This is a genomic window from Morganella sp. HSTU-ASny43 (assembly GCF_022819185.1).
Classification (GTDB): Bacteria; Pseudomonadota; Gammaproteobacteria; order Enterobacterales; family Enterobacteriaceae; genus Morganella; species Morganella morganii.
In genome coordinates this window covers 13,423-38,669 of the sequence record NZ_WSPG01000034.1, presented here as the reverse complement: position 1 = coordinate 38,669, position 25,247 = coordinate 13,423, and the positions used below count along the sequence as shown (strand labels likewise).

Below are 25,247 nucleotides of genomic sequence, written 5' to 3'. Positions count from 1 at the left end.
ATCGTCACCCTGATCCACCCAATCGCAATGGACGATGGTCTGCGTTTCGCAATCCGTGAAGGCGGCCGTACCGTTGGCGCGGGTGTTGTAGCGAAAGTGATGGGTTAATTACGGATGTAATAATCCTAAAAAGGGCATCATTTGATGCCCTTTTTCTGCGTTGTTTTATGAAGAACCTATCTCATCACTAGTTGATCATCAACTACTGGTGAGATAGGCTCTCACGCAACGAATGGTGAGTATCTCGAAGAATACGAAACTCATGCTGGATTATGACGCCAAGTCAGATACAATTGCATCTGTCCCTAATTTTGGTCTGATTTGTTTTGCAACAGCGAGGCAGTCCGGCTGACTTTTTTATTTCATGGTTACAGGTTGGTTTATGAGTGCGAATAGCGAAGCTCAACAAAACGGCCGTGGTGCTGACATTGCCAAATGGTTAGTGGTCGCAGTTCTGCTGATCGCTGCTATCGGCGGTAACTACTACTTCCGCGAATTTAATCTCGCGCTGCGTGCGCTGGCAGTTGTTGTCGTCATCGCATTAGCCGGTGGTATTGCACTGTGGACAACGAAAGGCAAAGCGACACTGACTTTTGCCCGCGAAGCACGGGTTGAAATGCGTAAAGTGATCTGGCCTACACGTCAGGAAACACTGCATACAACACTGATCGTTGCGGCAGTCACAGCGGTTATGTCGTTAGTGTTATGGGGCCTTGATGGTATCCTTGTCCGTCTTGTTTCCTATATAACATCCTTCTGAGGTTCTAAAGATGTCGGATTCTCCTAAAAAACGTTGGTATGTCATCCAGGCTTTCTCCGGATTCGAGAGCCGGGTTGCGCAGTCTCTGCGTGAACATATCAAAATCAACGGGATGGAAGATTCATTTGGCGAAGTCATGGTGCCAACGGAAGAAGTCGTCGAGATCCGCAGCGGTCAGCGCCGCAAAAGTGAGCGCAAATTCTTCCCGGGCTATGTCCTGGTTCAGATGGCGATGAACGATGCATCCTGGCATCTGGTGCGTAACGTACCGCGTGTAATGGGATTCATCGGCGGAACATCCGATCGTCCTGCACCGATCAGCGATAAAGAAGTTGATGCGATTATGAACCGCCTGCAGCAGGTAGGTGATAAGCCGCGTCCGAAAACGCTGTTCGAGCCGGGCGAAATGGTCCGTGTTTCCGATGGTCCGTTTGCAGACTTTAACGGTGTTGTTGAAGAAGTCGACTACGAGAAGAGCCGCCTGAAGGTATCAGTCTCTATTTTTGGTCGTGCAACACCGGTCGAACTGGATTTCAGTCAGGTCGAAAAACCGTAACGGTTTTTTTTCCGGGCTTGCAAAGGGCGGGAAATTTATCTACAATTTCGCGCCTTTTGTTTTTCAGGGGTTCGCGTTTTCACGCGGGCCTGTATTCATAGGGGAGCCGGGATAACCGGCGCTATTACCCACATTGAGGATTTTTTAAATGGCTAAGAAAGTACAAGCCTATATCAAACTGCAGGTTGCAGCTGGTATGGCAAACCCAAGTCCACCGGTTGGTCCTGCACTGGGTCAGCAGGGTGTGAACATCATGGAATTCTGTAAAGCGTTTAACGCCAAAACAGACAGCATGGAAAAAGGTTTACCAATCCCGGTTGTTATCACCGTTTATGCTGACCGTTCTTTCACTTTCATCACTAAAACTCCGCCAGCGGCAGTTTTACTGAAGAAAGCTGCAGGTCTGAAATCTGGTTCCGGCAAACCGAACAAAGAGAAAGTAGGTAAAATTACTTCTGCTCAGGTTCGTGAGATTGCTGAGACTAAAGCAGCGGATATGACTGGTGCCGATGTAGAAGCTATGATGCGTTCTATCGAAGGTACTGCTCGTTCCATGGGCCTGGTAGTGGAGGGTTAATCGATGGCTAAACTGACCAAGCGCATGCGCAATATCCGTGAAAAAGTTGATGCTACCAAACTGTACGACATCAATGAAGCCGTAGCCCTGCTGAAAGAATTAGCGACTGCTAAATTCGTTGAAAGCGTTGACGTTGCCGTTAACCTGGGTATCGATGCACGTAAATCTGACCAAAACGTTCGCGGTGCAACTGTACTGCCAAACGGTACCGGTCGTTCTGTCCGCGTAGCTGTGTTCGCACAGGGCGCTAACGCTGAAGCTGCTAAAGCTGCAGGCGCAGAACTGGTTGGTATGGAAGACCTGGCTGACAAAATCAAAGCCGGCGAAATGGACTTCGACGTTGTTATCGCATCTCCGGATGCAATGCGCGTTGTTGGCCAATTAGGTCAGATCTTAGGCCCGCGCGGCCTGATGCCAAACCCGAAAGTGGGTACTGTAACGCCTAACGTTGCTGAAGCTGTGAACAACGCTAAAGCGGGTCAGGTTCGTTACCGTAACGACAAAAACGGGATCATCCACACCACTATCGGTAAAGTAGATTTCGACACTGATAAACTGAAAGAAAACCTGGAAGCTCTGCTGGTTGCGCTGAAAAAAGCAAAACCATCTTCAGCGAAAGGCGTGTACATCAAGAAAATCAGCCTGTCTACCACCATGGGTGCGGGTGTTGCAATCGACCAGTCTGGTCTGACTGCTGCTGCTTAATATCTGCGGATAGTAAGCGCTTTACATTGGGGTCAGGTTTCTGTAGAATCTGACGCCCAATGTTTGCTGTATTTGATTTAGTGAAATTATCACACAATCAGGCACAGCCAGAATTTCGGTTGGAGTCCGGCCTTTTCCGGGCCCCGTCCAAGACCGCAGGTGTAAGTGATTACTTAATTTTCCTGCGTAGACGGTGACAGAGCCACAAGAATTTTATTCGAGTATTCTGCTCACCGTGTTTTAGCGCTCTCCACCTTCCGGTGCTGAGTGAAGTGAGTTCCGGGGTTGTATTACCCGGCTAAACCAGGAGCAAGAAGCTAATGGCATTAAATCTTCAAGACAAACAAGCGATTGTTGCTGAAGTCAGCGAAGTTGCCAAAGGTGCGCTGTCTGCAGTTGTCGCGGATTCCCGTGGTGTGACTGTAGATAAAATGACCGGTCTGCGTAAAGCATGTCGTGAAGCTGGCGTTACTGTACGTGTAGTACGTAACACCCTGCTGCGTCGTGCTGTTGAAGGTACCTCTTCTGAGTGCCTGAAAGACGTATTCGTCGGTCCTACCTTGATTGCATTTTCTCATGAACATCCGGGCGCTGCTGCTCGTCTGTTCAAAGAATTCGCGAAAGCGAACCCTGCATTCGAGATTAAAGCCGCAGCCTTTGAAGGTGAGTTAATTGCAGCGAAAGATATCGATCGCTTAGCAACACTCCCGACTTACGAAGAAGCAATCGCGCGCCTGATGGCAACCATGAAAGAAGCCTCTGCAGGCAAACTGGTTCGCACTCTGGCAGCGTTACGCGATCAGAAAGAAGCAGCTTAATTGCCCTTTCTTTTCTTCGTTGCTTTTTAACGTATAAACTTATTCTGAATTTTAGGAACATATCGTATGTCTATCACTAAAGAACAAATCCTGGACGCAGTTGCTGAAATGTCTGTAATGGACGTTGTTGAACTGATCACCATGATGGAAGAAAAATTCGGCGTTTCTGCTGCTGCTGCTGTAGCAGTTGCTGCGGGTCCTGCTGAAGCTGCTGAAGAGAAAACTGAGTTCGACGTTATTCTGAAAGCTGCAGGCGCTAACAAAGTTGCAGTAATCAAAGCTGTTCGCGGCGCAACTGGTCTGGGCCTGAAAGAAGCTAAAGATTTAGTTGAAAGCGCACCTGCTGCACTGAAAGAAGGTGTGAGCAAAGATGAAGCTGAAACTCTGAAAAAATCTCTGGAAGAAGCTGGCGCGGAAGTTGAAGTTAAATAAGCCACTTTTTGCAGTAGCAGCCTGAAAATGGCTGATGGCTGGTGACTTATTGGTCACCAGCCTTTTTGCGCTAATGCGCATGCGTGTGTTTCCGGGGTAACAGTTGTGTTATCTGACACCCGCAAACTCTCCGAATACTTTTTGCTATTGACGACTTAATATACTGTGTTTATGACTGCGATTCGCTCGGGTAGCTCGGTAGTCAGCAGCGCAATGAAATGATTTAAGAGTAATAGCAATGGGTATTAACAGAAAATGTTCAATTTTCTGTCCAAATTAGATAGTTGTAGCGACTGTCCGTCCGATACGGGCAGGCCGGGTCACTGATCAAGCGAGCTGAGGAACCCTATGGTTTACTCCTATACCGAGAAGAAACGTATTCGTAAGGATTTTGGTAAACGTCCGCAAGTGCTGGATGTACCTTATCTCCTTTCTATCCAGCTGGATTCATTCCAGAAATTCATTGAACTCGATCCGGACGGTCAGAACGGCCTAGAAGCCGCGTTCCGTTCCGTTTTCCCGATTCAGAGCTACAGTGGCAATGCTGAACTGCAATATGTCAGCTTCCGTCTGGGTGAGCCGGTATTTGACGTTAAAGAATGTCAGATCCGCGGCGTAACCTTTTCCGCACCACTGCGCGTAAAACTGCGTCTGGTTGTTTACGAGCGTGAAGCACCGGAAGGCACAGTTAAAGATATTAAAGAACAGGAAGTTTACATGGGCGAGATTCCGCTCATGACCGAAAACGGAACGTTCGTTATCAACGGTACTGAGCGTGTTATCGTTTCTCAGTTACACCGCAGCCCGGGCGTGTTCTTTGACAGTGACAAAGGTAAAACACACTCTTCCGGTAAAGTGCTGTATAACGCACGTATCATTCCTTACCGTGGTTCATGGCTGGATTTCGAGTTCGATCCGAAAGACAACTTATTTGTCCGTATTGACCGCCGCCGTAAATTACCGGCTTCGATCATTCTGCGTGCGATGAATTTCAGCACCGAAGACATTCTGAACCTGTTCTTCGAAAAAACCACCTTTGAAATCCGCAATAATAAACTGACCATGACCCTCATTCCTGAGCGTCTGCGTGGTGAAACTGCGTCCTTCGATATCGAAGCGAACGGTAAAGTTTATATTGAGAAAGGCCGTCGTATCACTGCCCGTCATATCCGCCAGCTGGAAAAAGACGAAGTCAGCCAGATTGAAGTTCCTGTTGAATATATCGCAGGCAAAGTGGTTGCGCGTGATTACATCGATGAAGCGACCGGCGAATTAATCTGTGCGGCGAACATGGAAATGTCACTGGATCTGCTGGCGCGTCTGAGTCAGTCCGGTCACAAAACCATTGAAACCCTGTTCACCAACGACCTGGATCACGGCGCCTACATGTCAGAAACCCTGCGTGTGGATCCGACCAACGATCGTTTAAGCGCACTGGTAGAAATCTACCGCATGATGCGTCCTGGTGAGCCGCCAACCCGCGAAGCTGCTGAAAACCTGTTCGAGAACCTGTTCTTCTCTGAAGATCGTTATGATCTGTCTGCGGTCGGCCGCATGAAGTTCAACCGTTCACTGGGTCGTGATGACTCTGACGGTACCGGGATCCTGAGCCAGCAGGACATTACTGATGTCATGAAGAAACTGATCGACATCCGTAACGGCCGCGGTGAAGTGGACGATATCGACCACTTAGGTAACCGTCGTATCCGTTCTGTCGGTGAAATGGCAGAGAACCAGTTCCGTGTGGGTCTGGTCCGTGTTGAGCGTGCAGTGAAAGAGCGTCTGTCTCTGGGTGATTTGGATAACCTGATGCCTCAGGATATGATCAACGCCAAGCCGATTTCTGCTGCGGTTAAAGAGTTCTTTGGTTCCAGCCAGCTGTCCCAGTTTATGGACCAGAACAACCCGCTGTCAGAAATTACGCACAAACGCCGTATCTCAGCATTAGGCCCGGGTGGTCTGACCCGTGAACGTGCCGGCTTCGAAGTCCGAGACGTTCACCCGACTCACTACGGTCGCGTATGTCCTATCGAGACCCCTGAAGGTCCGAACATCGGTCTGATCAACTCCTTATCTGTTTATGCACAGACTAACGAATATGGTTTCCTGGAAACCCCGTACCGTTTAGTGCGTGACGATGTTGTTACTGATGAAATTCATTATCTGTCTGCAATCGAAGAAGGTAACTTCATCATTGCACAGGCAAACACCGTATTAGATGACGACGGCCACTTCGTTGATGAACTGATCACCTGCCGTAACAAAGGTGAATCCAGCTTATTCAGCCGTGATCAGGTTCAGTACATGGACGTTTCCACCCAGCAGGTGGTTTCTGTCGGTGCATCCCTGATCCCGTTCCTGGAACACGATGACGCCAACCGTGCATTGATGGGTGCGAACATGCAACGTCAGGCGGTTCCGACTCTGCGCGCTGACAAGCCACTGGTTGGTACCGGTATGGAACGTGCGGTAGCCGTTGACTCCGGTGTTACAGCCGTAGCCAAACGCGGCGGTACTGTTCAGTACGTTGACGCATCACGTATCGTTATCAAGGTAAATGAAGATGAAATGTATGCCGGCGAAGCGGGCATCGACATCTACAGCCTGACCAAATATACCCGTTCTAACCAGAACACCTGTATCAACCAGACTCCTTGCGTATCGCTGGGTGAGCCGGTTGAGCGTGGTGACGTGCTGGCTGATGGTCCGTCAACTGACCTCGGCGAACTGGCACTGGGTCAGAACATGCGTGTGGCATTTATGCCATGGAACGGTTACAACTTCGAAGACTCCATCCTCGTGTCCGAGCGTGTTGTTCAGGAAGACCGTTTCACCACTATCCACATCCAGGAACTGGCTTGTGTGTCCCGTGACACCAAACTGGGGCCTGAAGAGATCACTGCGGACATCCCTAACGTGGGTGAAGCGGCTCTCTCCAAACTGGATGAATCCGGTATCGTGTATATCGGTGCGGAAGTGAAAGGCGGCGACATTCTGGTCGGTAAAGTGACACCGAAAGGTGAAACACAGTTAACCCCGGAAGAGAAACTGCTGCGTGCTATCTTCGGTGAAAAAGCGTCAGACGTGAAAGATTCATCTCTGCGCGTACCGAATGGTGTTTCCGGTACTGTTATCGACGTCCAGGTCTTTACCCGCGATGGCGTGGAAAAAGACAAGCGTGCTCTCGAAATCGAAGAGATGCAGCTGCGTGATGCGAAGAAAGACCTGACCGAAGAGCTCCAGATTCTGGAAGCCGGTCTGTTCAGCCGTATCCGTTCCGTTCTGATCAACGGCGGTATGGAAGCTGACAAACTGGACAAACTGCCGCGCGAGCGCTGGTTAGAACTGGCTCTGACTGATGAAGAGAAACAGAATCAGTTAGAACAGCTGGCAGAACAGTATGACGAACTGAAATCTGAGTTCGCCAAGAAACTGGAAGCGAAACGCCGCAAAATCACCCAGGGCGATGATCTGGCACCGGGCGTGCTGAAAATCGTTAAAGTGTATCTGGCTGTTAAACGTCAGATCCAGCCTGGTGATAAAATGGCGGGTCGTCACGGTAACAAAGGGGTTATCTCAAAAATTAACCCTATCGAAGATATGCCATACGATGAAAAAGGTAACCCTGTTGACATCGTACTGAACCCGCTGGGCGTACCATCGCGTATGAACATCGGTCAGATTCTGGAAACCCACCTGGGTATGGCTGCGAAAGGCATCGGTGACAAAATCAACCAGATGATCAAAGAGCAGCAGGAAGTCGCGAAATTACGTGAATTCATCCAGAAAGCCTATGACCTGGGTAACGACCCGCGTCAGAAAGTGGATCTGAACACCTTCAGTGATGAAGAAGTTCTGCGTCTGGCGGACAACCTGAAAAAAGGTATGCCGACAGCAACACCAGTATTCGATGGTGCAAAAGAGCAGGAAATCAAAGCATTACTGACCCTGGGTGGCTTACCGACTTCCGGTCAGATCACACTGTTTGATGGTCGTACCGGCGAGCAGTTCGAGCGTCAGGTTACCGTCGGCTATATGTACATGCTGAAACTGAACCACCTGGTTGATGACAAGATGCATGCGCGTTCTACCGGTTCTTACAGCCTGGTTACCCAGCAGCCGCTGGGTGGTAAGGCACAGTTCGGTGGTCAGCGCTTCGGGGAGATGGAAGTGTGGGCACTGGAAGCATACGGTGCCGCTTACACCCTCCAGGAGATGCTGACTGTGAAATCGGATGACGTTAACGGTCGTACGAAGATGTATAAAAACATCGTCGACGGCAGTCATCAGATGGAGCCGGGAATGCCGGAATCTTTCAACGTATTGCTGAAAGAAATCCGTTCCCTCGGTATCAATATCGAGCTGGAAGACGAGTAATTACCGTTGTGGCTGCCCGTGGTACACGGGCAGCACCAGTAAATCTGGTTTAAGGGACAAACAGACGACCGTTTGTCTCACAGGTCTAACTCCGACAGGAGCCATTTCGTGAAAGACTTATTAAAGTTTCTGAAAGCGCAAACCAAGACCGAAGAGTTTGATGCGATCAAAATTGGTCTGGCCTCACCTGACATGATTCGTTCATGGTCATTTGGTGAAGTGAAAAAGCCGGAAACCATTAACTACCGTACGTTCAAACCTGAGCGTGACGGGCTTTTCTGTGCGCGTATCTTCGGGCCGGTAAAAGATTACGAATGTTTGTGCGGTAAGTACAAACGTCTGAAACACCGTGGTGTGATTTGTGAGAAGTGTGGTGTTGAAGTGACTCAGACTAAAGTGCGCCGTGAGCGCATGGGTCACATCGAACTGGCATCACCGACCGCACACATCTGGTTCCTGAAATCACTGCCGTCCCGTATCGGCCTGCTGCTGGATATGCCGCTGCGTGATATCGAACGTGTTCTGTACTTTGAATCTTATGTTGTTGTTGAAGGCGGGATGACCAGCCTTGAGCGCAGCCAGATTCTGACAGAAGAACAGTATCTCGACGCTCTGGAAGAGTTCGGTGATGAATTCGACGCGAAAATGGGTGCGGAAGCCATCCAGGCATTGCTGAAAGCAATGGATCTGGAACAGGAAGTCGAAAACCTGCGCGAAGAACTGAATGAAACCAATTCAGAAACCAAACGTAAGAAACTGACCAAGCGCATCAAGCTGCTGGAAGCCTTCATTCAGTCCGGTAACAAACCTGAGTGGATGATCCTGACAGTGCTGCCGGTATTACCACCGGATCTGCGTCCGTTAGTTCCGCTCGACGGCGGTCGCTTTGCGACTTCAGATCTGAACGATCTGTACCGTCGTGTGATCAACCGTAACAACCGTCTGAAACGCCTGCTGGATCTGGCTGCACCTGACATCATCGTACGTAACGAAAAACGTATGCTGCAGGAAGCCGTGGATGCGCTGCTGGATAACGGCCGTCGTGGTCGTGCAATTACCGGCTCTAACAAGCGTCCGCTGAAATCTCTGGCAGACATGATCAAAGGTAAACAGGGTCGTTTCCGTCAGAACCTGCTCGGTAAGCGTGTTGACTATTCCGGTCGTTCTGTAATCACCGTAGGTCCATACCTGCGTCTGCATCAGTGCGGTCTGCCTAAGAAAATGGCACTGGAACTGTTCAAACCGTTCATCTACGGCAAGCTGGAACTGCGTGGTCTCGCAACCACCATTAAAGCAGCCAAGAAAATGGTTGAGCGCGAAGAAGCGGTCGTATGGGATATCCTGGATGAAGTTATCCGTGAGCACCCGGTTCTCCTGAACCGTGCACCGACACTTCACCGTCTGGGTATTCAGGCGTTTGAACCAATCCTTATCGAAGGTAAAGCTATCCAGCTGCACCCGCTCGTTTGTGCGGCATATAACGCCGACTTCGATGGTGACCAGATGGCGGTTCACGTTCCTCTGACCCTGGAAGCTCAGCTCGAAGCCCGTGCCCTGATGATGTCCACCAACAACATCCTGTCACCGGCAAGCGGCGATCCGATTATCGTACCTTCTCAGGACGTTGTTCTGGGCCTGTACTACATGACCCGTGACTGTGTTAACGCCAAAGGCGAAGGCATGGTACTGAACGGTTCAACTGAAGCTGAGCGTGTATACCGCGCCGGTCATGCGTCTCTGCATGCCCGTGTGAAAGTCCGTATCACTGAAGAAGTGAAAGACGGCGAAGGTAATATCACCAAGCGTACCAGCATGATTGATACCACTGTCGGCCGTGCCATCTTATGGCGTATCGTTCCGCGTGGTCTGCCTTACTCACTGGTTAACCAGCCGCTGGGTAAAAAAGCAATCTCCAAAATGCTGAACACCTGTTACCGTATTCTGGGTCTGAAGCCGACCGTTATCTTTGCTGACCAGATCATGTACACCGGTTTTGCCTACGCTGCCCGTTCAGGTGCATCCGTTGGTATCGATGACATGGTTATTCCGGAGAAAAAAGCCGGGATCATCGCGGAAGCCGAAGCGGAAGTGGCAGAAATCCAGGAGCAGTTCCAGTCTGGTCTGGTTACCGCCGGCGAACGTTATAACAAAGTTATCGATATCTGGGCCGCGGCCAACGAACGTGTTGCCAAGGCGATGATGGAAAACCTGTCTGTTGAAACCGTGGTTAACCGCGACGGCGAAGAAGAACAGCAGGTTTCTTTCAACAGTATCTTTATGATGGCCGACTCCGGTGCGCGTGGTTCTGCTGCACAGATTCGTCAGCTGGCCGGTATGCGTGGTCTGATGGCGAAACCGGATGGTTCCATCATCGAAACGCCAATCACCGCGAACTTCCGTGAAGGTCTTGACGTACTCCAGTACTTCATCTCAACCCACGGTGCACGTAAAGGTCTGGCGGATACCGCACTGAAAACAGCAAACTCCGGTTACCTGACCCGTCGTCTGGTTGACGTGGCGCAAGACCTCGTCATCACTGAAGATGACTGTGGTACGCACGAAGGTATCGTCATGACCCCGGTTATCGAGGGTGGTGATGTTAAAGAACCTCTGCGCGACCGCGTATTAGGCCGTGTGGCTGCTGAAGATATTCTGAAGCCGGGTACTGCGGATATTCTTATCCCGCGTAACACCCTGCTGCACGAAAAACAGTGTGACCTGTTAGAAGAAAACTCAGTCGACAGCGTGAAAGTCCGCTCTGTGGTTAGTTGCGAAACTGACTTCGGTGTGTGTGCGAAATGCTACGGCCGTGACCTGGCGCGTGGTCACATCATCAACGCCGGTGAGGCGGTGGGTGTTATCGCGGCACAGTCAATCGGTGAACCGGGTACACAGCTGACGATGCGTACGTTCCACATCGGTGGTGCGGCATCCCGTGCTGCTGCGGAATCCAGCATTCAGGTCCGTAACAAGGGTACACTGAAACTGTTCAACGCGAAGTTCATCATGAACTCTGCGGGCAAACTGGTTATCACGTCCCGTAACACAGAGCTGCGTCTGATCGACGAATTCGGCCGTACCAAAGAGAGCTACAAAGTACCTTACGGTGCCCAGCTCTCCAAAGGTGACGGTGAAGCCGTCAACGGCGGTGAAACTGTCGCTAACTGGGATCCGCATACCATGCCGGTTGTCAGTGAAGTGTCCGGTATCATCCGCTTTACCGACATGCACGACGGCCAGACCATTACCCGTCAGACTGATGAATTAACCGGTCTGTCCTCACTGGTTGTTCTGGATTCTGCAGAACGTACCACCAGTGCGAAAGAAATGCGTCCGGCACTGAAAATTGTCGATGCACAGGGTAACGATGTTCTGATCCCGAACACTGATATGCCTGCCGCGTACTTCTTACCGGGTAAAGCGATTGTTCAGCTGGATGACGGCGTGGCAATCACCGCCGGTGACACGCTGGCACGTATCCCGCAGGAATCTGTCGGTACCAAGGATATTACCGGTGGTCTGCCGCGCGTTGCGGATCTGTTCGAAGCGCGTCGTCCGAAAGAGCCTGCGATCCTGGCTGAAATCAGCGGTATCATCTCGTTCGGTAAAGAGACCAAAGGTAAGCGTCGTCTGGTGATCACACCAATCGACGGCAGCGATCCTTACGAAGAGATGATTCCGAAATGGCGTCAGCTCAACGTGTTCGAAGGTGAAATGGTTGAACGTGGTGACGTCGTATCTGATGGTCCGGAATCACCGCACGATATCCTGCGTCTGCGCGGCGTGAATGCCGTTGCACGTTATATCGCGAACGAAGTCCAGGAAGTTTACCGCTTACAGGGCGTTAAGATTAACGATAAACACATCGAAGTTATCGTTCGTCAGATGCTGCGTAAAGTCACCATCACCTCTGCGGGAAGCTCTGAGTTCCTCGAAGGTGAGCAGGTTGAATATGCACGCGTGAAAGTGGCAAACCGTCTGCTGGAGCAGGAAGGCAAAATCCCTGCAACCTTTGAACGTGATCTGCTGGGTATCACCAAAGCGTCTCTGGCAACAGAGTCCTTTATCTCTGCGGCATCGTTCCAGGAGACCACACGCGTTCTGACCGAAGCGGCCGTTGCGGGTAAACGCGACGAACTGCGCGGTCTGAAAGAGAACGTCATTGTGGGTCGCCTGATCCCGGCCGGTACCGGTTTCGCGTACCACCAGGATCGTATCCGCCGCCGTCACCTGGCAGAAACTGCCGAGGCAGCACCACAGCAGGTCAGCGCTGATGAAGCAACAGCTAACTTAGCTGAGCTTCTGAACGCCGGCTTCGGTGGCAGCAAAGAGTAAGTGATACAGCAATGTAACTGACTGAACAGCCCTCCTTTTTTAAGGAGGGCTTTTTTGTGCAGTACAGCAGGTAAACGGGCATATTATGCGCAACGTATTGTTTATTTTTATGATTTTATTTTCTGTCGCCGGTGTCAGCCGGGCGGCGGAAGTGCCTTCTGATTCTCAGGAATGGTTACTGAAAGATGAACCGCCGGTTTTGATTCAGGTAAAAGAACCGCAGGTGATTTTTGCTCCGGTGGCCGGTGTGATGCAGGGGGTTGCGGAACTGAACCCGTCACACGGTTTTTATATTTATCCGATGAAGGGCGAATTCCGTGAATTACAGTTTGGTAATGATCGCGGTTTTATCGGCAGCGAACAGCTGTCAGATAAAAAACCTAAAGTCGTGCCGCCGCTGGATACACTGAATGAACTCAATAATCCGATTTATGATTATCTGATAACCATCAGCAACACCAATGTGTTTGGCTCGCCGGATGAATCTAAATCCCCTGTTGCCACCCTGTTTGGTGATCTGCGTTATCCGGTGCTGGCCAAAATGGTCAGGGAAAACCGGGAAGGTGAAAAAATTGTCTGGCTGACTATCCGCCTGGCGGACAGACTGGCGTACATCCGCCTGTCAGATGTGGAACTGGACAAAGGGATTCCGATCCTGACGTATCACCATATCCTGAAAGACAGTGAAAACAGGAACTTCCGCCATACCTCGACCACCACATCCGTTGAAGCCTTTAAGGCGCAGATGGATTATCTGAAGCAGTCCGGTTACCGGACGATCTCCCTTGATGACGTGGCCGGTTATCTGGCGAAGGAAAATAACCTGCCGGGCAAAGTAGTGGCGCTGACGTTCGACGATGGCCTGAAATCGGTTTACCGCTATGCTTATCCGATCCTGAAGCAGAATGATCAGAAAGCCACACTGTTTGTAATTTCCTCGCGGGTGAAATCAAAACCGCAGAAATGGGCACCGGACGGCTTGCAGTTTATGTGCTGGCCGGAGCTGATGCAGTCACGGGATGTGTTTGATATTCAGTCACATACGCATTTCTTACATCGGCTGGATAACCGCAAAAACCCGATTATTTTCAGCCGCAAGGAGCACACGATCCTGCTGGATTACCAGCGCTCACAGCGCGTGCTGGCGAAACTGAACCCTGAACAGCATTATCTGGCATATCCTTTCGGGGCATATAATCAGGATGCGATGGATGCAGCACAGCAGGCCGGTATGACGATGGCCGTCACCACCATTCAGGGGAAAGTCCGCCTCGGTGATAATCCGTATGCGCTGAAACGTCTGTATGCACTGCGTACCGACCCGATTGAGAAATTTGCCACCATGATTGGCAACAGTGGTCCGGAAGTGGTGAATAAGGATATTGTTGTCGACAGATAATCCCGTTTTTATATAACAACTCACGGCCTGATAATAACGATTATCAGGCCGTTTTTTTTGTGTGTACATTATGAAATCAGAAATTGCAGTTCATAAGGGGCGGATTCATAACTGACCAGGTTATCTTCAAACTCATTGGCAATAACCATCCGTGGTTTTTCTTTGCCGTGGAAATAACGTTTCACCATTTCAGCGTCGATATTCTCACTGAGATAATGACAGATACAGCAAAGATAAAACCCGGCCGGTAAACACACCAGGTTCGGAGAATCAAAATCTGGTTTCTCTTTCAGGTAAATCAGGTATTTCGACGGGTAGAAGGTTTGCTCAATAATGTTTTGATAATCCAGCACATAGGCATACTGCCGCAGATAATCGAGGGACTGATTTTCCGGTCTGGCTTTCATTTCAGCCAGCCGCAGTTCCATTTTTGAAATCGGGCGATCTGCCGGATAACAGGGAACAAACAGACACCAGCGTTCCGGTAATTCGGTAGTATAAAAAGCTCCGTTGCGCGGTTTATTATCAGTGAAGGTAAAGTAATCCAGATACCAGTCCAGTGTTTCAATGGTTTTTTTTAATTCTGCCATCTGCTGTAATTTGCGGGATTTTTCCTGAATTAAATATTCGGTTAATTTATTTTTATCACCACTTTCCATAATGGTTTTAATATCACTCAGATTCATATTCATCTTCTGAAGATATTTAATTCTGTCGATATAATGAAATTGTTCAAATGTATAATAACGGTATCCGTTTTCATTATCCGTATAACCGGGTTTGAGAATGGATTTTTTATCATAAAAACGCAGTGTCTGCGTTGAAACGCCTAATAGTGCGGCAGTTTCCCCGATAGTAAAATATTTCTTCATGATTGCTGCCTGTAAAATAATTACTTTTATTTAAATTATCAGATTTAAAATTAACATACTATTTCCCGGGGAAATAATTTTGTGATTATCTTCTCATAACCTGAATTACGGATTTAACCTTATTCCAGCTATAAGGTTTAGGGTGTGCGCATTGTTATTTATTGTTAAAAAAGCAGGATAAAAAATGAAAGAATGCACACAGCTATTGTATTCAGGGGAAATGAATTTACCGGGTCATATTCATCCGGATGCGCCCGCTATTTTTCCGGCCACCGCCTATGCCATGCAGGATACACAGCACTATTTTGCTGTCAGCAGCGGCAATGGCGAGTATCAGTATAACCGTACCGCAAATCCTAACCGGGACAGCTTATCTGCCGCGATCTCACTGATGGAAGACGGCGAAGTCTCTGCAGTTATGGCTTCCGGGATGGCAGCAATCTCAGCGACATTGCTTAGCCTGCTCAGACAGGGTGACCATCTTGTCGTGAATGAGGCTATTTACGGCGAAACCATTGAACTGATTGATTTAATTCTGGTTCCGCTGGGGGTAACAGTAACCTATGCGGATTTTCTGTCACCGGAGTCGGTACAGGCCGCCATCCGGCCGGAAACGGTGATGCTGTATACTGAAATTATCAGTAACCCGCTGATTAAAGTGGTCGATATCGATGCCATTGCCGGTATCAGCCGGGCAAATGGTTGCCTGCTGGTGGTGGATAATACCTTTTCAACCCCGTTTGTCATCAAGCCCTTACAGCACGGCGCGGATATCGTGATCCACAGCCTGACCAAATTTTTCGGCGGCCACAGTGATTTAACTGCCGGTTCGGTGACCTGCTCACAGGTACTGATGCAGAAAATTGAGCTGAAAGCCCGTCTGTTGGGAGGATGCAGTGATCCTTATACGGCCTGGCTATGTCTGCGCAGCATCCGGACAATGGAAATGCGGTTATCGCGCCAGATGGAAAATGCACAGCATATTGCAGAAGCACTCAGCGGTGACCCGCGTGTGGCTCAGGTGAATTATCCGGGCCTGGCGTCACATCCTCAGCATGATTTAGCGAAATCCCTGTTTCTGCAGGGCTGCGGCCCGATGCTCAGTTTCCGTGTCGCTGATGACCAGACAAAAGTCGATGCTTTTATCCGCCGTTTAAATCTTATTACCTATCTGGGCACGCTGGGCGGGTTCCGCACCTCTCTGGCGCATCCGGCAACCGCATTCCGCACTGAATTTACACCGCAGCAACTGATTGATTTCGGTATGCATGAGGGGCTTATCCGTATTTCTGCCGGATGCGAAGCTGCCGAAGATTTAATTGCTGATATTACTCAGGCACTTGATGTGTTTAATTAAACCGGATACTCACTATGGACACGATTCTTAATATTATTAATCAGTTTTCAGATTTTATCTGGACTTATCCGATGCCGGTTTTATTAGTCAGTCTTGGTATCTGGCTGACCATTAAATTCCGGTTTAAATACCAGCTGAATTTCCGTTTTAATATTAAAAATACCTACGGCGGGTTGTTTAAGAAAAAAAATGCCGGTGAACAAATTCAGGGGGCGGGCTCAGTATCCAGTTTTGCCGCCGCCTGTACCGCGCTGGCGAATACCGTGGGTATCGGCAGTATCGGCGGGGTGGCAACCGCGATTACGATGGGCGGGCCGGGCGCGATATTCTGGCTTTGGTTTTCTGCTTTTTTCGGAATTGCGACCAAAGCCTGTGAAATTATTCTCGGCCAGCGTTACCGCGTCAAATATGAAAAATCGATGGATGAGTATGTCTGTGACCGCTCATTTGTGATGGAACATGCTCTGGGCTGGAAAAAAGGTGCGGTTGCATTGTCGGTATGCTGTTTTATGCTCGGGCCGTGGACTTGTCTGGTACAGAGTGAATCCGCGACGTCCTCTATCGAAGAAGCGTTTAATGTCGACAGTTACCTGACATTGCTGGTGATGGTTATTTTTATTGCCAGTGTCATTATCGGCGGATTAAAAGGTATTTCCTCCAAAATGGAAAGTGTGGTGCCGAAACTGGCGATCACCTATCTGACCGTTGCCGTTATTCTGCTGGTGATGAATTATGATCAGATCCTGCCTGCATTTGCGCTGATTTTTAAATCGGCCTTTTCACCGGCTGCCGGTGTCGGCGGATTTGCCGGAGCAACTGTGATGGAAGCCATCCGTTTCGGGATCGCCAGGGGGATTTATTCCAATGACGCCGGAACCGGCTACGGTATTGTGGCGCATGCGGCAGCAACAACCGATCACCCGATCCGCCAGTCCAGCTGGGGTTTCGGCGAGGTTTTCCTGACCATTATTATCTGTACTGTTACCGCGCTGGCTATTCTGACCACTAACGTGTGGGTGGATTACGCCGGCATTACCTCATCACGCCTGACCACGCTGGCATTTAAAGTGACATACGGTGATGCGGGCAGCTGGTTTATGGCGATATTTATCACCCTGCTGGCCTGTACCACGACCATCGGTATGTATTTTACCTGTGAGAAAGCGGTGAACTTTTTCTTCGGGGATACCAGAGCCAATAAAATCGCGAAGAATTTGTACCGGGTTTATTACCTGGCGCCGATTGTGTTATTCACTAACCTTCAGGCCGATATTTTGTGGGCGCTGACCGATATTCTGAGTGCGGTCTATGTGCTGATCACCATGACATTAATACTGAGCCGGCGGAAAGAGATTTTCCGGTTATTTAATGATTTCTGGGATCGCTATATTCCGGCGAAAAATGCCGGACAGGATGTGCCGCCGGTGACTTACTGTAAGCGGATAGAATAAAAAAATCAGGCCGGTATTCACCGGCCTTTCTTACATTATCTTCCCAGATATTTATCCCAGTCCTTCCAGACCGGCTGAAGACCGGCGGCGAGCAGGGCATCCGCGACCTGCTGCGGCGAGCGGTTGTCATGCGGGCTGAACTGCTCCAGTTCCGGATCATCCTCTTCGGCATAGCCGCCGGGCTGAGTGCGGGAACCGGCGCTGACCTGGTTTATCGCCACCGGCACCATATGATCACGGAAATACGGTGATTCGCGGGTGGAGAGTGACAGCTCAATATCCGGTGCGAACAGGCGGAATGCACAGATAAGCTGCACCAGCTCCGTTTCATTCATCAGGGATTCCGGCTCAATACCGCCTGCACACGGGCGCAGGCGCGGGAAAGAGATGGAATAACGGGTTTTCCAGTAGCGCTGGCGCAGATAGTGCAGATGTTCCGCGACCATGTAGCAGTCTGTCCGCCACTGACCGGACAGGCCGATCAGCGCGCCGAGCCCGATCTTGCTGATCCCGGCCTGACCAAGGCGATCCGGGGTTTGCAGCCGCCAGTGAAAATCCTGTTTTTTCCCTTTCAGATGGTGCCGCTGATAGGTGCTCTCATGGTAGGTTTCCTGATACACCATCACGCCGTCCAGCCCCAGCGTGCGCAGTTCGGCGTATTCCTCTGTCGCCATCGGCTGCACTTCCATCATCATGGTACTGAAATAATCACGGATCAGCGGGAAGGTTTCGCGGAAGTAGTCCATTCCCACTTTGCGCTGATGTTCGCCGGTGACCAGCAGCAGGCTGTCAAAGCCGAGGGCTTTTATTGCCTTACATTCGCTATGGATTTCTGCCGGTGTCAGGGTCTTGCGCTTAATGTGGTTGCTCATGGAGAAGCCACAGTAAGTACAGTCGTTGGCACACAGGTTAGAGAGATAGAGCGGGACATACATCCCGACGACATGGCCGAAACGCTGCCGGGTCAGAGTCTGTGCTTTCTGCGCCATCACTTCGAGATACGGCCGGGCAGCCGGGGAGATCAGTGCCATAAAATCCGTGGTGGTCAGCGTGTCTGCACTCAGCGCCCGTTCGACATCCCGCGTGGTTTTGCTGTTGAGCTGTAAGGTGAGATCATCCCAGTCCAGCTGCTGCCAGCGGTCACTGAAGGTTTTTTCACTCATCACAATGCTCCCAGGAATGAGGTCAGCGGGCTGGATGCCGATGCCTGCAACTGCTTCGGCGCCAGCTCTGCCTCCCGCGCCAGCAGCCCGGCCTCAATGGCCAGACGGAACGCTTTTGCCATGGTGACCGGTGAGCGGGCAACGGCCATCGCGGTATTAACCAGCACGGCATCTGCACCCAGTTCTATCGCCTCGAGGGCGTGGCTGGGTGCGCCGATCCCGGCATCAATCACTACCGGAACCGTTGCCTGTTCAATAATAATGCGCAGCATATCGCGGGTCTGTAATCCCTGATTGGAGCCGATAGGTGCACCCAGCGGCATAACGGCGGCGCATCCGGCCTCCTGCAACCGGCGGCATAGTACCGGGTCCGCACTGCAGTAAGGCAGGACAACAAACCCCTCTTTCACCAGTATTTCTGCCGCAGCCAGGGTTTCAACCGGGTCCGGCAGCAGATAACGGGCATCGGGGTGGATCTCCAGTTTGATCCAGTTGGTGCCGAGCGCCTCCCGCGCCAGTTGTGCGGCAAACACCGCTTCCCGGGCATTGTTTGCACCGGAAGTATTCGGCAGCAGTTTAATACCGAGTTCACGGAGCGGGGCAAGGATATCATCGTGTCCCTGAGAAAGGTCGATACGCTTCATCGCCATGGTGACTAACTGGCTGCCGGAGGCGGTAATCGCCTCCTGCATCACCCGGCTGCTGGTGTATTTCCCGGTGCCGGTAAATAAATGGGATGTAAATGTGGTATCTGCAATCGTCAGCATCATTAACCTCCTGCGATAGCCTGAAAAAGTAAAATCTGATCGCCGTCGCGGACAACGTGTTCTGACCAGCAGCCACGGACAACAATGGTCTGATTTACCGCGACAGCAATGCCTGCCACCGGGCGGCCGAGAAATGTCAGTAGTTCACTGACGGTAATGGGAGAATCAATATCCATCACCTCGTCATTCACCGTTATGCGCATGCGGCTGCCTCCTGACACACCGGGCAGTCTGCTGCCCGCCGGAGCTGTAATGTGCTCCAGCTTTGCTGTCTGCCGTCGAAAAGGCGTAATTTTCCGTTCAGCGGGGAAGACAATCCTGCCAGCAATTTAATGGCTTCCAGCGCCTGGAGCGTGCCGATCACCCCGACAACCGGGCCGAGCACACCGGCAGTTCGGCAGTTGCGTTCCGGAATGACATCATCGGGATAGAGGCAGCAGTAACAGCCGTGCTCAAACGGGGGCTGCAGTACCAGAAGTTGTCCGCTGAAACCAACCGCGCTGCCGCTGACCAGGGTTTTTTGCTGCGTCACGCAGGCGGCATTGATAGCATGGCGGGTGGCCATGTTGTCGGTACAGTCGAGGACAATATCTGCTGTTTGTACAATACGTTGCAGCGTTTCCCGGGTCTGACGTTCGGTGATCACATTGAGTGTCAGGGCCGGGTTCAGTGCCCGCAGACGTACTGCCGCAGTGCGGGCTTTATTGTCCGGCACATCGGCTTCGGTATATAAAATCTGGCGCTGGAGGTTGGAGAGATGTACCTCATCATCATCAATCAGGGTCAGCTCACCGACACCGGCGGCGGCCAGATACAGCGCCGCCGGAGAACCCAGCCCGCCGAGGCCGGTGATCACCGCATGAGACTGTTTGAGTTTCAGCTGACCTTCCGGGCCGATATCCTCCAGCAGCAGCTGGCGGCTGTAGCGCATAAAATCATGATCATTCAGCATGGTTTACCTCCTGATATTCAGCGGCTTCCCCGGTCAGTGTCATCAGTTGCCGGGTGGCGGCCTGCCAGTCAGCGGCTTTGGTGATGGCGCTGACCACCGCAATACTGCCGACGCCGGTGGCAGCAACAGCAGGAGCGCGTTCAAGGGAAATACCGCCGATGGCGACCAGCGGGAAATCCGGCGTGGCGGTAACCTGGCGGGCTAAGTTTTCTAAACCCTGCGGGGAAGAGGGCATGATTTTGGTTTGTGTCGGGAAAATATGCCCCAGCGCGATATAGGACGGACGCAGCGCTTTGGCACGCAGCAACTCGTTGTCATCGTGGGTGGAAATTCCGAGGCGCAGTCCGGCCTGCTGAATCGCCCGCAAGTCAGCAATATCCAGATCTTCCTGGCCGAGATGCACACCATACGCACCGTGCTTTATGGCAGAACGCCAGTAGTCATTGATAAACAGCCGCGCCTGATATTTTTCCCCCAGCGCAACAGCGGTGCGGATCTGCTCATCCACCTGTGCATCGGTTTTGTCTTTGATGCGCAGCTGAATAGTCCGCACGCCGGATGCCAGCAGCCGCTCAATCCACACCAGTGAATCGACCACCGGATACAGCCCTAATTTATGTTCCGTCCGGGCAAACGGCGCGTCAGGCAGATTCATCGATACGCTCCTCTGCACTGTGATACAGCTCGCTGCCTTTGGCGCGGAAGGCGTCAGACATCTCTTCCATCCCCGCGGCGTAGTCGCGGACTTCCTGTGAGATTTTCATTGAGCAGAATTTCGGCCCGCACATTGAACAGAAATGTGCGACTTTGCCGGATGCCTGCGGCAGGGTTTCATCGTGGTAAGTCCGGGCAGTTTCCGGGTCCAGCGCCAGATTGAACTGATCTTCCCAGCGGAATTCAAAACGCGCTTTTGACATCGCGTTATCGCGGATTTGTGCTCCCGGATGCCCTTTGGCGAGATCGGCGGCGTGCGCGGCGATTTTATAGGTGATAAGCCCTTGTTTAACATCTTCTTTATTCGGTAATCCGAGATGTTCCTTCGGTGTCACATAACAGAGCATGGCACAGCCGAACCAGCCGATCAGTGCCGCACCGATGCCGGATGTGAAATGGTCATAGCCCGGTGCGATATCGGTGGTCAGCGGCCCCAGGGTGTAGAACGGCGCTTCATGGCAGTGCTCCAGTTCTTCGGTCATGTTTTTGCGGATCATCTGCATCGGCACATGGCCCGGGCCTTCAATCATCACCTGCACATCATATTCCCACGCGATTTTGGTCAGCTCGCCGAGAGTATGCAGTTCAGCGAACTGGGCTTCGTCGTTGGCATCCTGAATAGAGCCCGGACGCAGACCATCACCGAGCGACAGCGCCACATCATACGCCGCGCAGATTTCACAGATGTCACGGAAGTGCTGATAGAGGAAGTTTTCCTGATGATGGGACAGACACCATTTCGCCATAATCGAGCCGCCGCGTGACACAATGCCGGTCAGGCGTTTTGCCGTCATCGGCACATAACGCAGCAGGACACCGGCGTGAATGGTGAAGTAATCCACCCCTTGTTCCGCCTGCTCCAGCAGGGTATCGCGGAACATCTCCCAGGTCAGATCCTCGGCCACACCGTTCACTTTCTCGAGTGCCTGATACACCGGCACAGTACCGATAGGCACCGGGCTGTTACGCAGGATCCACTCGCGGGTTTCGTGGATATAGCGGCCGGTGGAGAGATCCATCACCGTATCCGCGCCCCAGCGGGTGGACCAGACCAGTTTCTCCACTTCTTCCTCAATGGAGGAGGTGACAGAGGAGTTGCCGATATTGGCATTCACTTTTACCAGGAAATTGCGGCCGATAATCATCGGCTCGGATTCCGGGTGGTTGATATTGGACGGGATAATGGCGCGTCCGGCAGCGACTTCATCGCGGACAAACTCCGGGGTGATGTTATCCGGCAGATTGGCACCGAAATGCTGTCCCGGATGCTGTTGCAGCAGGACTTCTCCCCGGATACGTTCACGTCCCATATTTTCGCGGATGGCGATAAACTCCATCTCCGGGGTGACAATCCCTTTCCGGGCATAATGCAGTTGTGTCACGCATTTTCCGGTTTTGGCTTTCAGCGGTGCCGGGCGGTTTGGGTAGCGCAGATGGTCAAGGCCGTTATCGGCCAGCCGGTCACGGGTAAAATCAGAACTCAGTTGTGTCACCGCCTCGGTATCATCCCGCTCTGCAACCCATTGCTCACGCAGACGGGCAAGACCGGCGCGGACATCCAGTTTCACCTGCGGGTCGCCGTACGGCCCGGCGGTATCATAAACCGGTACCGGCTCATTCTCTTCATACTGCGGATTGGCTTTATCACCGCCGATCAGAGTCGGGGACAGGGCAATTTCCCGCATCGGTACGCGGATATCCGGGCGCGAGCCGGTGAGATAAATACGGGAGGAATTCGGGAAATTCACCCCTTTCAGGGTGCTGATATATTCCTCTGCCGCGTCGCGCTGCTCACGGCGGGTACGGGCTTTGGAAGGAGCGGCGGTTTCCGCACCCGGGGAGAGATCAGTGGTATCAATACGTTGTTCACGGGACATAGCAAATTCCTTACAGTGAAACCGGCAACGCCGGAAGAAAAAGTGAGAAATTGCTTGTCTGGAGGTGCGTCAGGAGTAATGCGTGATAACCGGCTGTACCCAAAAACCGCATTGCGGCGGCTGAAAACAGCGGTTAAAAAAGGAAAGATTACTCTTGTTCCCTTCGCGGGTACTAACCCGATCAGGTTCCGCGGATCCCGAATTAACGGTCTCAGCCCGATTTATCACAGAGATAAATACTGGGCACTCCGACAAGAAAGATTTCAGTATAAGAAGCTGCCCGGAAACTACAACCTTTTTATAACATCATTTATTTACCTGAAGCATTCCCGGTCATCCTCCCTGATATTCAGCGGTTACGCCGCTGTGGCTAAAGATAAAAAAAATTAAATTAAAACTGATAATTTCCGGTCAGTTGCCGATGTTTTTTGTCGGCGTGCCTTATTACGGCATATTAAGAAAAAACAATTGGTTATTTATTGGCCTTATTGATTGCTTTCTGCATCAGGAAAAAAGATGAATCTTAAAAATACGACGATTCGTGTCAGGTTATCTGTCACATTTGGTGTTCTGATCGCCATTCTGGCTTTGGTTTCCGGAATGGCGGTGATGAACCTGTATAAAGACAAAGAGATGTTCACGAATTACGTTAACGGGACATATGCACTTCAGGTTCAGGCGTATGAAGTCCGCCATGCGACGGAAGAGCGGGCTATCATGCTGCGGGATATGATCAATGCGACTGATAAGAAAGATAAAACAGAAGAACTGAACCGTTTTAAAGAAGAGGACGGGAAAGTCAGTAAAAGAACGCAGACACTGCTGGATATGGTCAATGAGTTCGGCATGGATCCGCAGGGACGGGCGTTGCTTGATAAGATGATAGCGGATGAAAAACACTATGCCGCCGTGACCCGTGAAGTGCTTGAACTCGATCAGCAGGGACGTCATGAGGAGGCGATTGCGAAAATGATGGATGCCGAATATGCGGCATCGGATGCCTATATCCTGTCATTCCGTGCCAGCCGCGATCATGGCACGGAAACCGGTAATCAGCTTATTCAGGAATTTAATACCAATTATGAGCGCCAGAGCAACATTATTCTGGTGTTCGCGCTGCTGGCGTTAACGCTGGCGATTGTCTCCGGGGTGATGATTATCCGGAATCTGACACGCTCTCTGGGCGCCGAACCCGCCCAACTGAAAGAAGTGGCTGAACGGGTGGCTTCCGGTGATCTATCGCCGTCCGATGAAATTCATCCGGTTCCGGACGGTAGTGTGCTGAGTACCCTGAAAGCGATGCAGAGGAATCTGGCCAGTATCGTCGGTACGGTGCGTAATAACAGTGACAGTATTGTGACCGGCACAATGCAGATAACCAGCGGTAATGCTGATCTGAGCCAGCGTACTGAATCCCAGGCCAGCAGTCTGCAGCAGACCGCAGCATCAATGGAACAGTTGTCTGCTACAGTGAAAAGCAGTGCGGAGATTGCGGCAAAAGCGAACATGATGGCAGCGGAAGCGTCCGAAACCGCCCGTCACGGTGGTGAGAAAGTGGATTTGGTTATTCATGCCATGCAGGATATCTCAAACTCTTCCCGCACAATCACTGACATTATCGGTGTGATTGATTCCATCGCATTCCAGACCAATATCCTTGCACTGAACGCGGCGGTGGAAGCCGCCCGCGCCGGTGAACACGGACGCGGTTTTGCTGTGGTATCCGGCGAAGTCCGGACACTGGCGCAGCGGAGTGCACAGGCTGCCGGTGAAATAAAAAATCTGATTAATACCAGTGTTGAGCAGGTGGATGCCGGCAGTAAACTGGTGGCAGAAGCCGGTGAGTCGATGCAGGTGATTGTCACTCAGACACAGGGTGTCAGCCAGATGATTGACGAGCTGACACTGGCGGCAAATGAGCAGTCTCAGGGCATTTCGCAGGTCGGGATTGCTGTACAGCAGATTGATGAAGTCACACAGCAGAATGCTGCGCTGGTGGTTGAAAATGCGGCGGCTGCGGAAAGCCTGCATCAGCAGGCGGGGCAGCTCATGCAGGTTATGACACAGTTCAGACTGGGGAGCAGCGCCGCCTGATCCGGCTGATATCCGCTGCCGTACCTCCGGCAGCGGGTATC

20 protein-coding genes and 1 riboswitch are annotated in these 25,247 nt (G+C 51.4%); of the genes, 13 read left to right on the top strand and 7 right to left on the bottom strand.

What is annotated here, in order from left to right:
- The 10 genes from GN208_RS15725 to GN208_RS15680 all read left to right on the top strand — a co-directional run.
- Positions 1–108, top strand: a 108-nt coding sequence (locus tag GN208_RS15725) for an elongation factor Tu (RefSeq protein ID WP_087769802.1), incomplete at its 5' end; no start/stop codon positions are given.
- Positions 109–382: 274 nt separating this feature from the next.
- Entirely contained in the window at positions 383–760 is a 378-nt protein-coding gene (secE, locus tag GN208_RS15720; RefSeq protein ID WP_004238482.1) for a preprotein translocase subunit SecE, read from the top strand.
- Between the two features lie 10 nt (positions 761–770).
- Positions 771–1,316, top strand: a complete 546-nt coding sequence (gene nusG / locus GN208_RS15715) for a transcription termination/antitermination protein NusG (protein WP_004238483.1) — start codon at positions 771–773, stop codon at positions 1,314–1,316.
- Between the two features lie 148 nt (positions 1,317–1,464).
- Positions 1,465–1,893, top strand: a complete 429-nt coding sequence (gene rplK, locus GN208_RS15710; protein ID WP_004238484.1) for a 50S ribosomal protein L11 — start codon at positions 1,465–1,467, stop codon at positions 1,891–1,893.
- 3 nt (positions 1,894–1,896) lie between these two features.
- Positions 1,897–2,598, top strand: coding sequence for a 50S ribosomal protein L1 (rplA, locus tag GN208_RS15705; RefSeq protein WP_004238485.1), 702 nt, complete (start codon positions 1,897–1,899; stop codon positions 2,596–2,598).
- A 320-nt stretch (positions 2,599–2,918) separates the two neighbouring features.
- Complete coding sequence (rplJ, locus tag GN208_RS15700) at positions 2,919–3,416, top strand: 50S ribosomal protein L10 (protein WP_004242307.1); 498 nt, start codon at positions 2,919–2,921, stop codon at positions 3,414–3,416.
- Positions 3,417–3,482: 66 nt separating this feature from the next.
- Complete coding sequence (gene rplL / locus GN208_RS15695) at positions 3,483–3,848, top strand: 50S ribosomal protein L7/L12 (RefSeq protein ID WP_004242306.1); 366 nt, start codon at positions 3,483–3,485, stop codon at positions 3,846–3,848.
- 348 nt (positions 3,849–4,196) lie between these two features.
- Complete coding sequence (gene rpoB / locus GN208_RS15690; protein ID WP_004242304.1) at positions 4,197–8,225, top strand: DNA-directed RNA polymerase subunit beta; 4,029 nt, start codon at positions 4,197–4,199, stop codon at positions 8,223–8,225.
- A gap of 108 nt (positions 8,226–8,333) precedes the next feature.
- Entirely contained in the window at positions 8,334–12,560 is a 4,227-nt protein-coding gene (gene rpoC, locus GN208_RS15685) for a DNA-directed RNA polymerase subunit beta' (RefSeq protein WP_004242303.1), read from the top strand.
- Positions 12,561–12,645: 85 nt separating this feature from the next.
- The gene (locus GN208_RS15680) at positions 12,646–13,959 is read left to right on the top strand and encodes a polysaccharide deacetylase family protein (protein WP_004904081.1); all 1,314 of its coding nucleotides are present in this window, start codon (positions 12,646–12,648) and stop codon (positions 13,957–13,959) included.
- A 68-nt stretch (positions 13,960–14,027) separates the two neighbouring features.
- Here GN208_RS15680 and GN208_RS15675 read toward each other — a convergent pair whose 3' ends face one another.
- Positions 14,028–14,831 (bottom strand): MerR family transcriptional regulator, encoded by an 804-nt coding sequence (locus GN208_RS15675; RefSeq protein ID WP_004904083.1) that lies wholly within the window; start codon positions 14,829–14,831, stop codon positions 14,028–14,030.
- Positions 14,832–15,015: 184 nt separating this feature from the next.
- Between GN208_RS15675 and GN208_RS15670 the strand changes: the two genes are divergently transcribed.
- Positions 15,016–16,188, top strand: coding sequence for an aminotransferase class I/II-fold pyridoxal phosphate-dependent enzyme (locus GN208_RS15670; protein WP_004904085.1), 1,173 nt, complete (start codon positions 15,016–15,018; stop codon positions 16,186–16,188).
- Positions 16,189–16,202: 14 nt separating this feature from the next.
- Positions 16,203–17,639, top strand: a complete 1,437-nt coding sequence (locus tag GN208_RS15665) for an amino acid carrier protein (RefSeq protein WP_004242299.1) — start codon at positions 16,203–16,205, stop codon at positions 17,637–17,639.
- 35 nt (positions 17,640–17,674) lie between these two features.
- Here the strand turns inward: GN208_RS15665 and thiH are convergent, their stop codons facing one another.
- The 6 genes from thiH to thiC are packed head-to-tail and all read right to left on the bottom strand — an operon-like array spanning position 17,675 to position 23,112.
- Positions 17,675–18,802, bottom strand: a complete 1,128-nt coding sequence (gene thiH, locus GN208_RS15660) for a 2-iminoacetate synthase ThiH (RefSeq protein WP_004904088.1) — start codon at positions 18,800–18,802, stop codon at positions 17,675–17,677.
- A complete protein-coding gene (locus GN208_RS15655; RefSeq protein WP_015422413.1) occupies positions 18,802–19,569 on the bottom strand; it encodes a thiazole synthase in 768 nt (255 codons plus the stop codon). Before GN208_RS15655 ends, thiH begins: the two co-directional genes overlap by 1 nt.
- 2 nt (positions 19,570–19,571) lie before the next feature.
- Positions 19,572–19,772: a sulfur carrier protein ThiS gene (gene thiS, locus GN208_RS15650; RefSeq protein ID WP_004904091.1), complete on the bottom strand. Its 201-nt coding sequence runs from the start codon at positions 19,770–19,772 to the stop codon at positions 19,572–19,574.
- Positions 19,763–20,521: a HesA/MoeB/ThiF family protein gene (locus tag GN208_RS15645; protein WP_004904092.1), complete on the bottom strand. Its 759-nt coding sequence runs from the start codon at positions 20,519–20,521 to the stop codon at positions 19,763–19,765. The genes thiS and GN208_RS15645 overlap by 10 nt, the downstream gene beginning before the upstream one ends.
- Positions 20,511–21,176, bottom strand: a complete 666-nt coding sequence (gene thiE / locus GN208_RS15640; RefSeq protein ID WP_004904095.1) for a thiamine phosphate synthase — start codon at positions 21,174–21,176, stop codon at positions 20,511–20,513. Before thiE ends, GN208_RS15645 begins: the two co-directional genes overlap by 11 nt.
- Positions 21,163–23,112 carry a phosphomethylpyrimidine synthase ThiC gene (thiC, locus tag GN208_RS15635; protein WP_004904097.1) on the bottom strand — a complete coding sequence of 650 codons (1,950 nt, stop codon included), beginning with the start codon at positions 23,110–23,112 and terminating at the stop codon, positions 21,163–21,165. Before thiC ends, thiE begins: the two co-directional genes overlap by 14 nt.
- Positions 23,113–23,253: 141 nt before the next feature.
- Positions 23,254–23,373, bottom strand: a riboswitch (TPP riboswitch).
- 255 nt (positions 23,374–23,628) lie between these two features.
- Between thiC and GN208_RS15630 the strand changes: the two genes are divergently transcribed.
- Positions 23,629–25,206 carry a methyl-accepting chemotaxis protein gene (locus GN208_RS15630; protein WP_004904100.1) on the top strand — a complete coding sequence of 526 codons (1,578 nt, stop codon included), beginning with the start codon at positions 23,629–23,631 and terminating at the stop codon, positions 25,204–25,206.
- The last annotated feature ends 41 nt before the right edge of the window (positions 25,207–25,247 follow it).

What these genes read in the sequence shown, in the direction of transcription:
- rplJ (WP_004242307.1), top strand. Translation starts at nt 2,919, where the DNA reads ATGGCATTAAATCTTCAAGACAAACAAGCGATTGTTGCTGAAGTCAGC.
- thiE (WP_004904095.1), bottom strand. Translation starts at nt 21,176, where the DNA reads ATGAATCTGCCTGACGCGCCGTTTGCCCGGACGGAACATAAATTAGGG.
- thiS (WP_004904091.1), bottom strand. Translation starts at nt 19,772, where the DNA reads ATGCGCATAACGGTGAATGACGAGGTGATGGATATTGATTCTCCCATT.
- GN208_RS15655 (WP_015422413.1), bottom strand. Translation starts at nt 19,569, where the DNA reads ATGCTGACGATTGCAGATACCACATTTACATCCCATTTATTTACCGGC.
- GN208_RS15645 (WP_004904092.1), bottom strand. Translation starts at nt 20,521, where the DNA reads ATGCTGAATGATCATGATTTTATGCGCTACAGCCGCCAGCTGCTGCTG.
- secE (WP_004238482.1), top strand. Translation starts at nt 383, where the DNA reads ATGAGTGCGAATAGCGAAGCTCAACAAAACGGCCGTGGTGCTGACATT.
- rplL (WP_004242306.1), top strand. Translation starts at nt 3,483, where the DNA reads ATGTCTATCACTAAAGAACAAATCCTGGACGCAGTTGCTGAAATGTCT.
- GN208_RS15670 (WP_004904085.1), top strand. Translation starts at nt 15,016, where the DNA reads ATGAAAGAATGCACACAGCTATTGTATTCAGGGGAAATGAATTTACCG.
- thiH (WP_004904088.1), bottom strand. Translation starts at nt 18,802, where the DNA reads ATGAGTGAAAAAACCTTCAGTGACCGCTGGCAGCAGCTGGACTGGGAT.
- GN208_RS15630 (WP_004904100.1), top strand. Translation starts at nt 23,629, where the DNA reads ATGAATCTTAAAAATACGACGATTCGTGTCAGGTTATCTGTCACATTT.
- rplK (WP_004238484.1), top strand. Translation starts at nt 1,465, where the DNA reads ATGGCTAAGAAAGTACAAGCCTATATCAAACTGCAGGTTGCAGCTGGT.
- rplA (WP_004238485.1), top strand. Translation starts at nt 1,897, where the DNA reads ATGGCTAAACTGACCAAGCGCATGCGCAATATCCGTGAAAAAGTTGAT.
- thiC (WP_004904097.1), bottom strand. Translation starts at nt 23,112, where the DNA reads ATGTCCCGTGAACAACGTATTGATACCACTGATCTCTCCCCGGGTGCG.
- rpoB (WP_004242304.1), top strand. Translation starts at nt 4,197, where the DNA reads ATGGTTTACTCCTATACCGAGAAGAAACGTATTCGTAAGGATTTTGGT.
- GN208_RS15680 (WP_004904081.1), top strand. Translation starts at nt 12,646, where the DNA reads ATGCGCAACGTATTGTTTATTTTTATGATTTTATTTTCTGTCGCCGGT.
- GN208_RS15675 (WP_004904083.1), bottom strand. Translation starts at nt 14,831, where the DNA reads ATGAAGAAATATTTTACTATCGGGGAAACTGCCGCACTATTAGGCGTT.
- nusG (WP_004238483.1), top strand. Translation starts at nt 771, where the DNA reads ATGTCGGATTCTCCTAAAAAACGTTGGTATGTCATCCAGGCTTTCTCC.
- GN208_RS15665 (WP_004242299.1), top strand. Translation starts at nt 16,203, where the DNA reads ATGGACACGATTCTTAATATTATTAATCAGTTTTCAGATTTTATCTGG.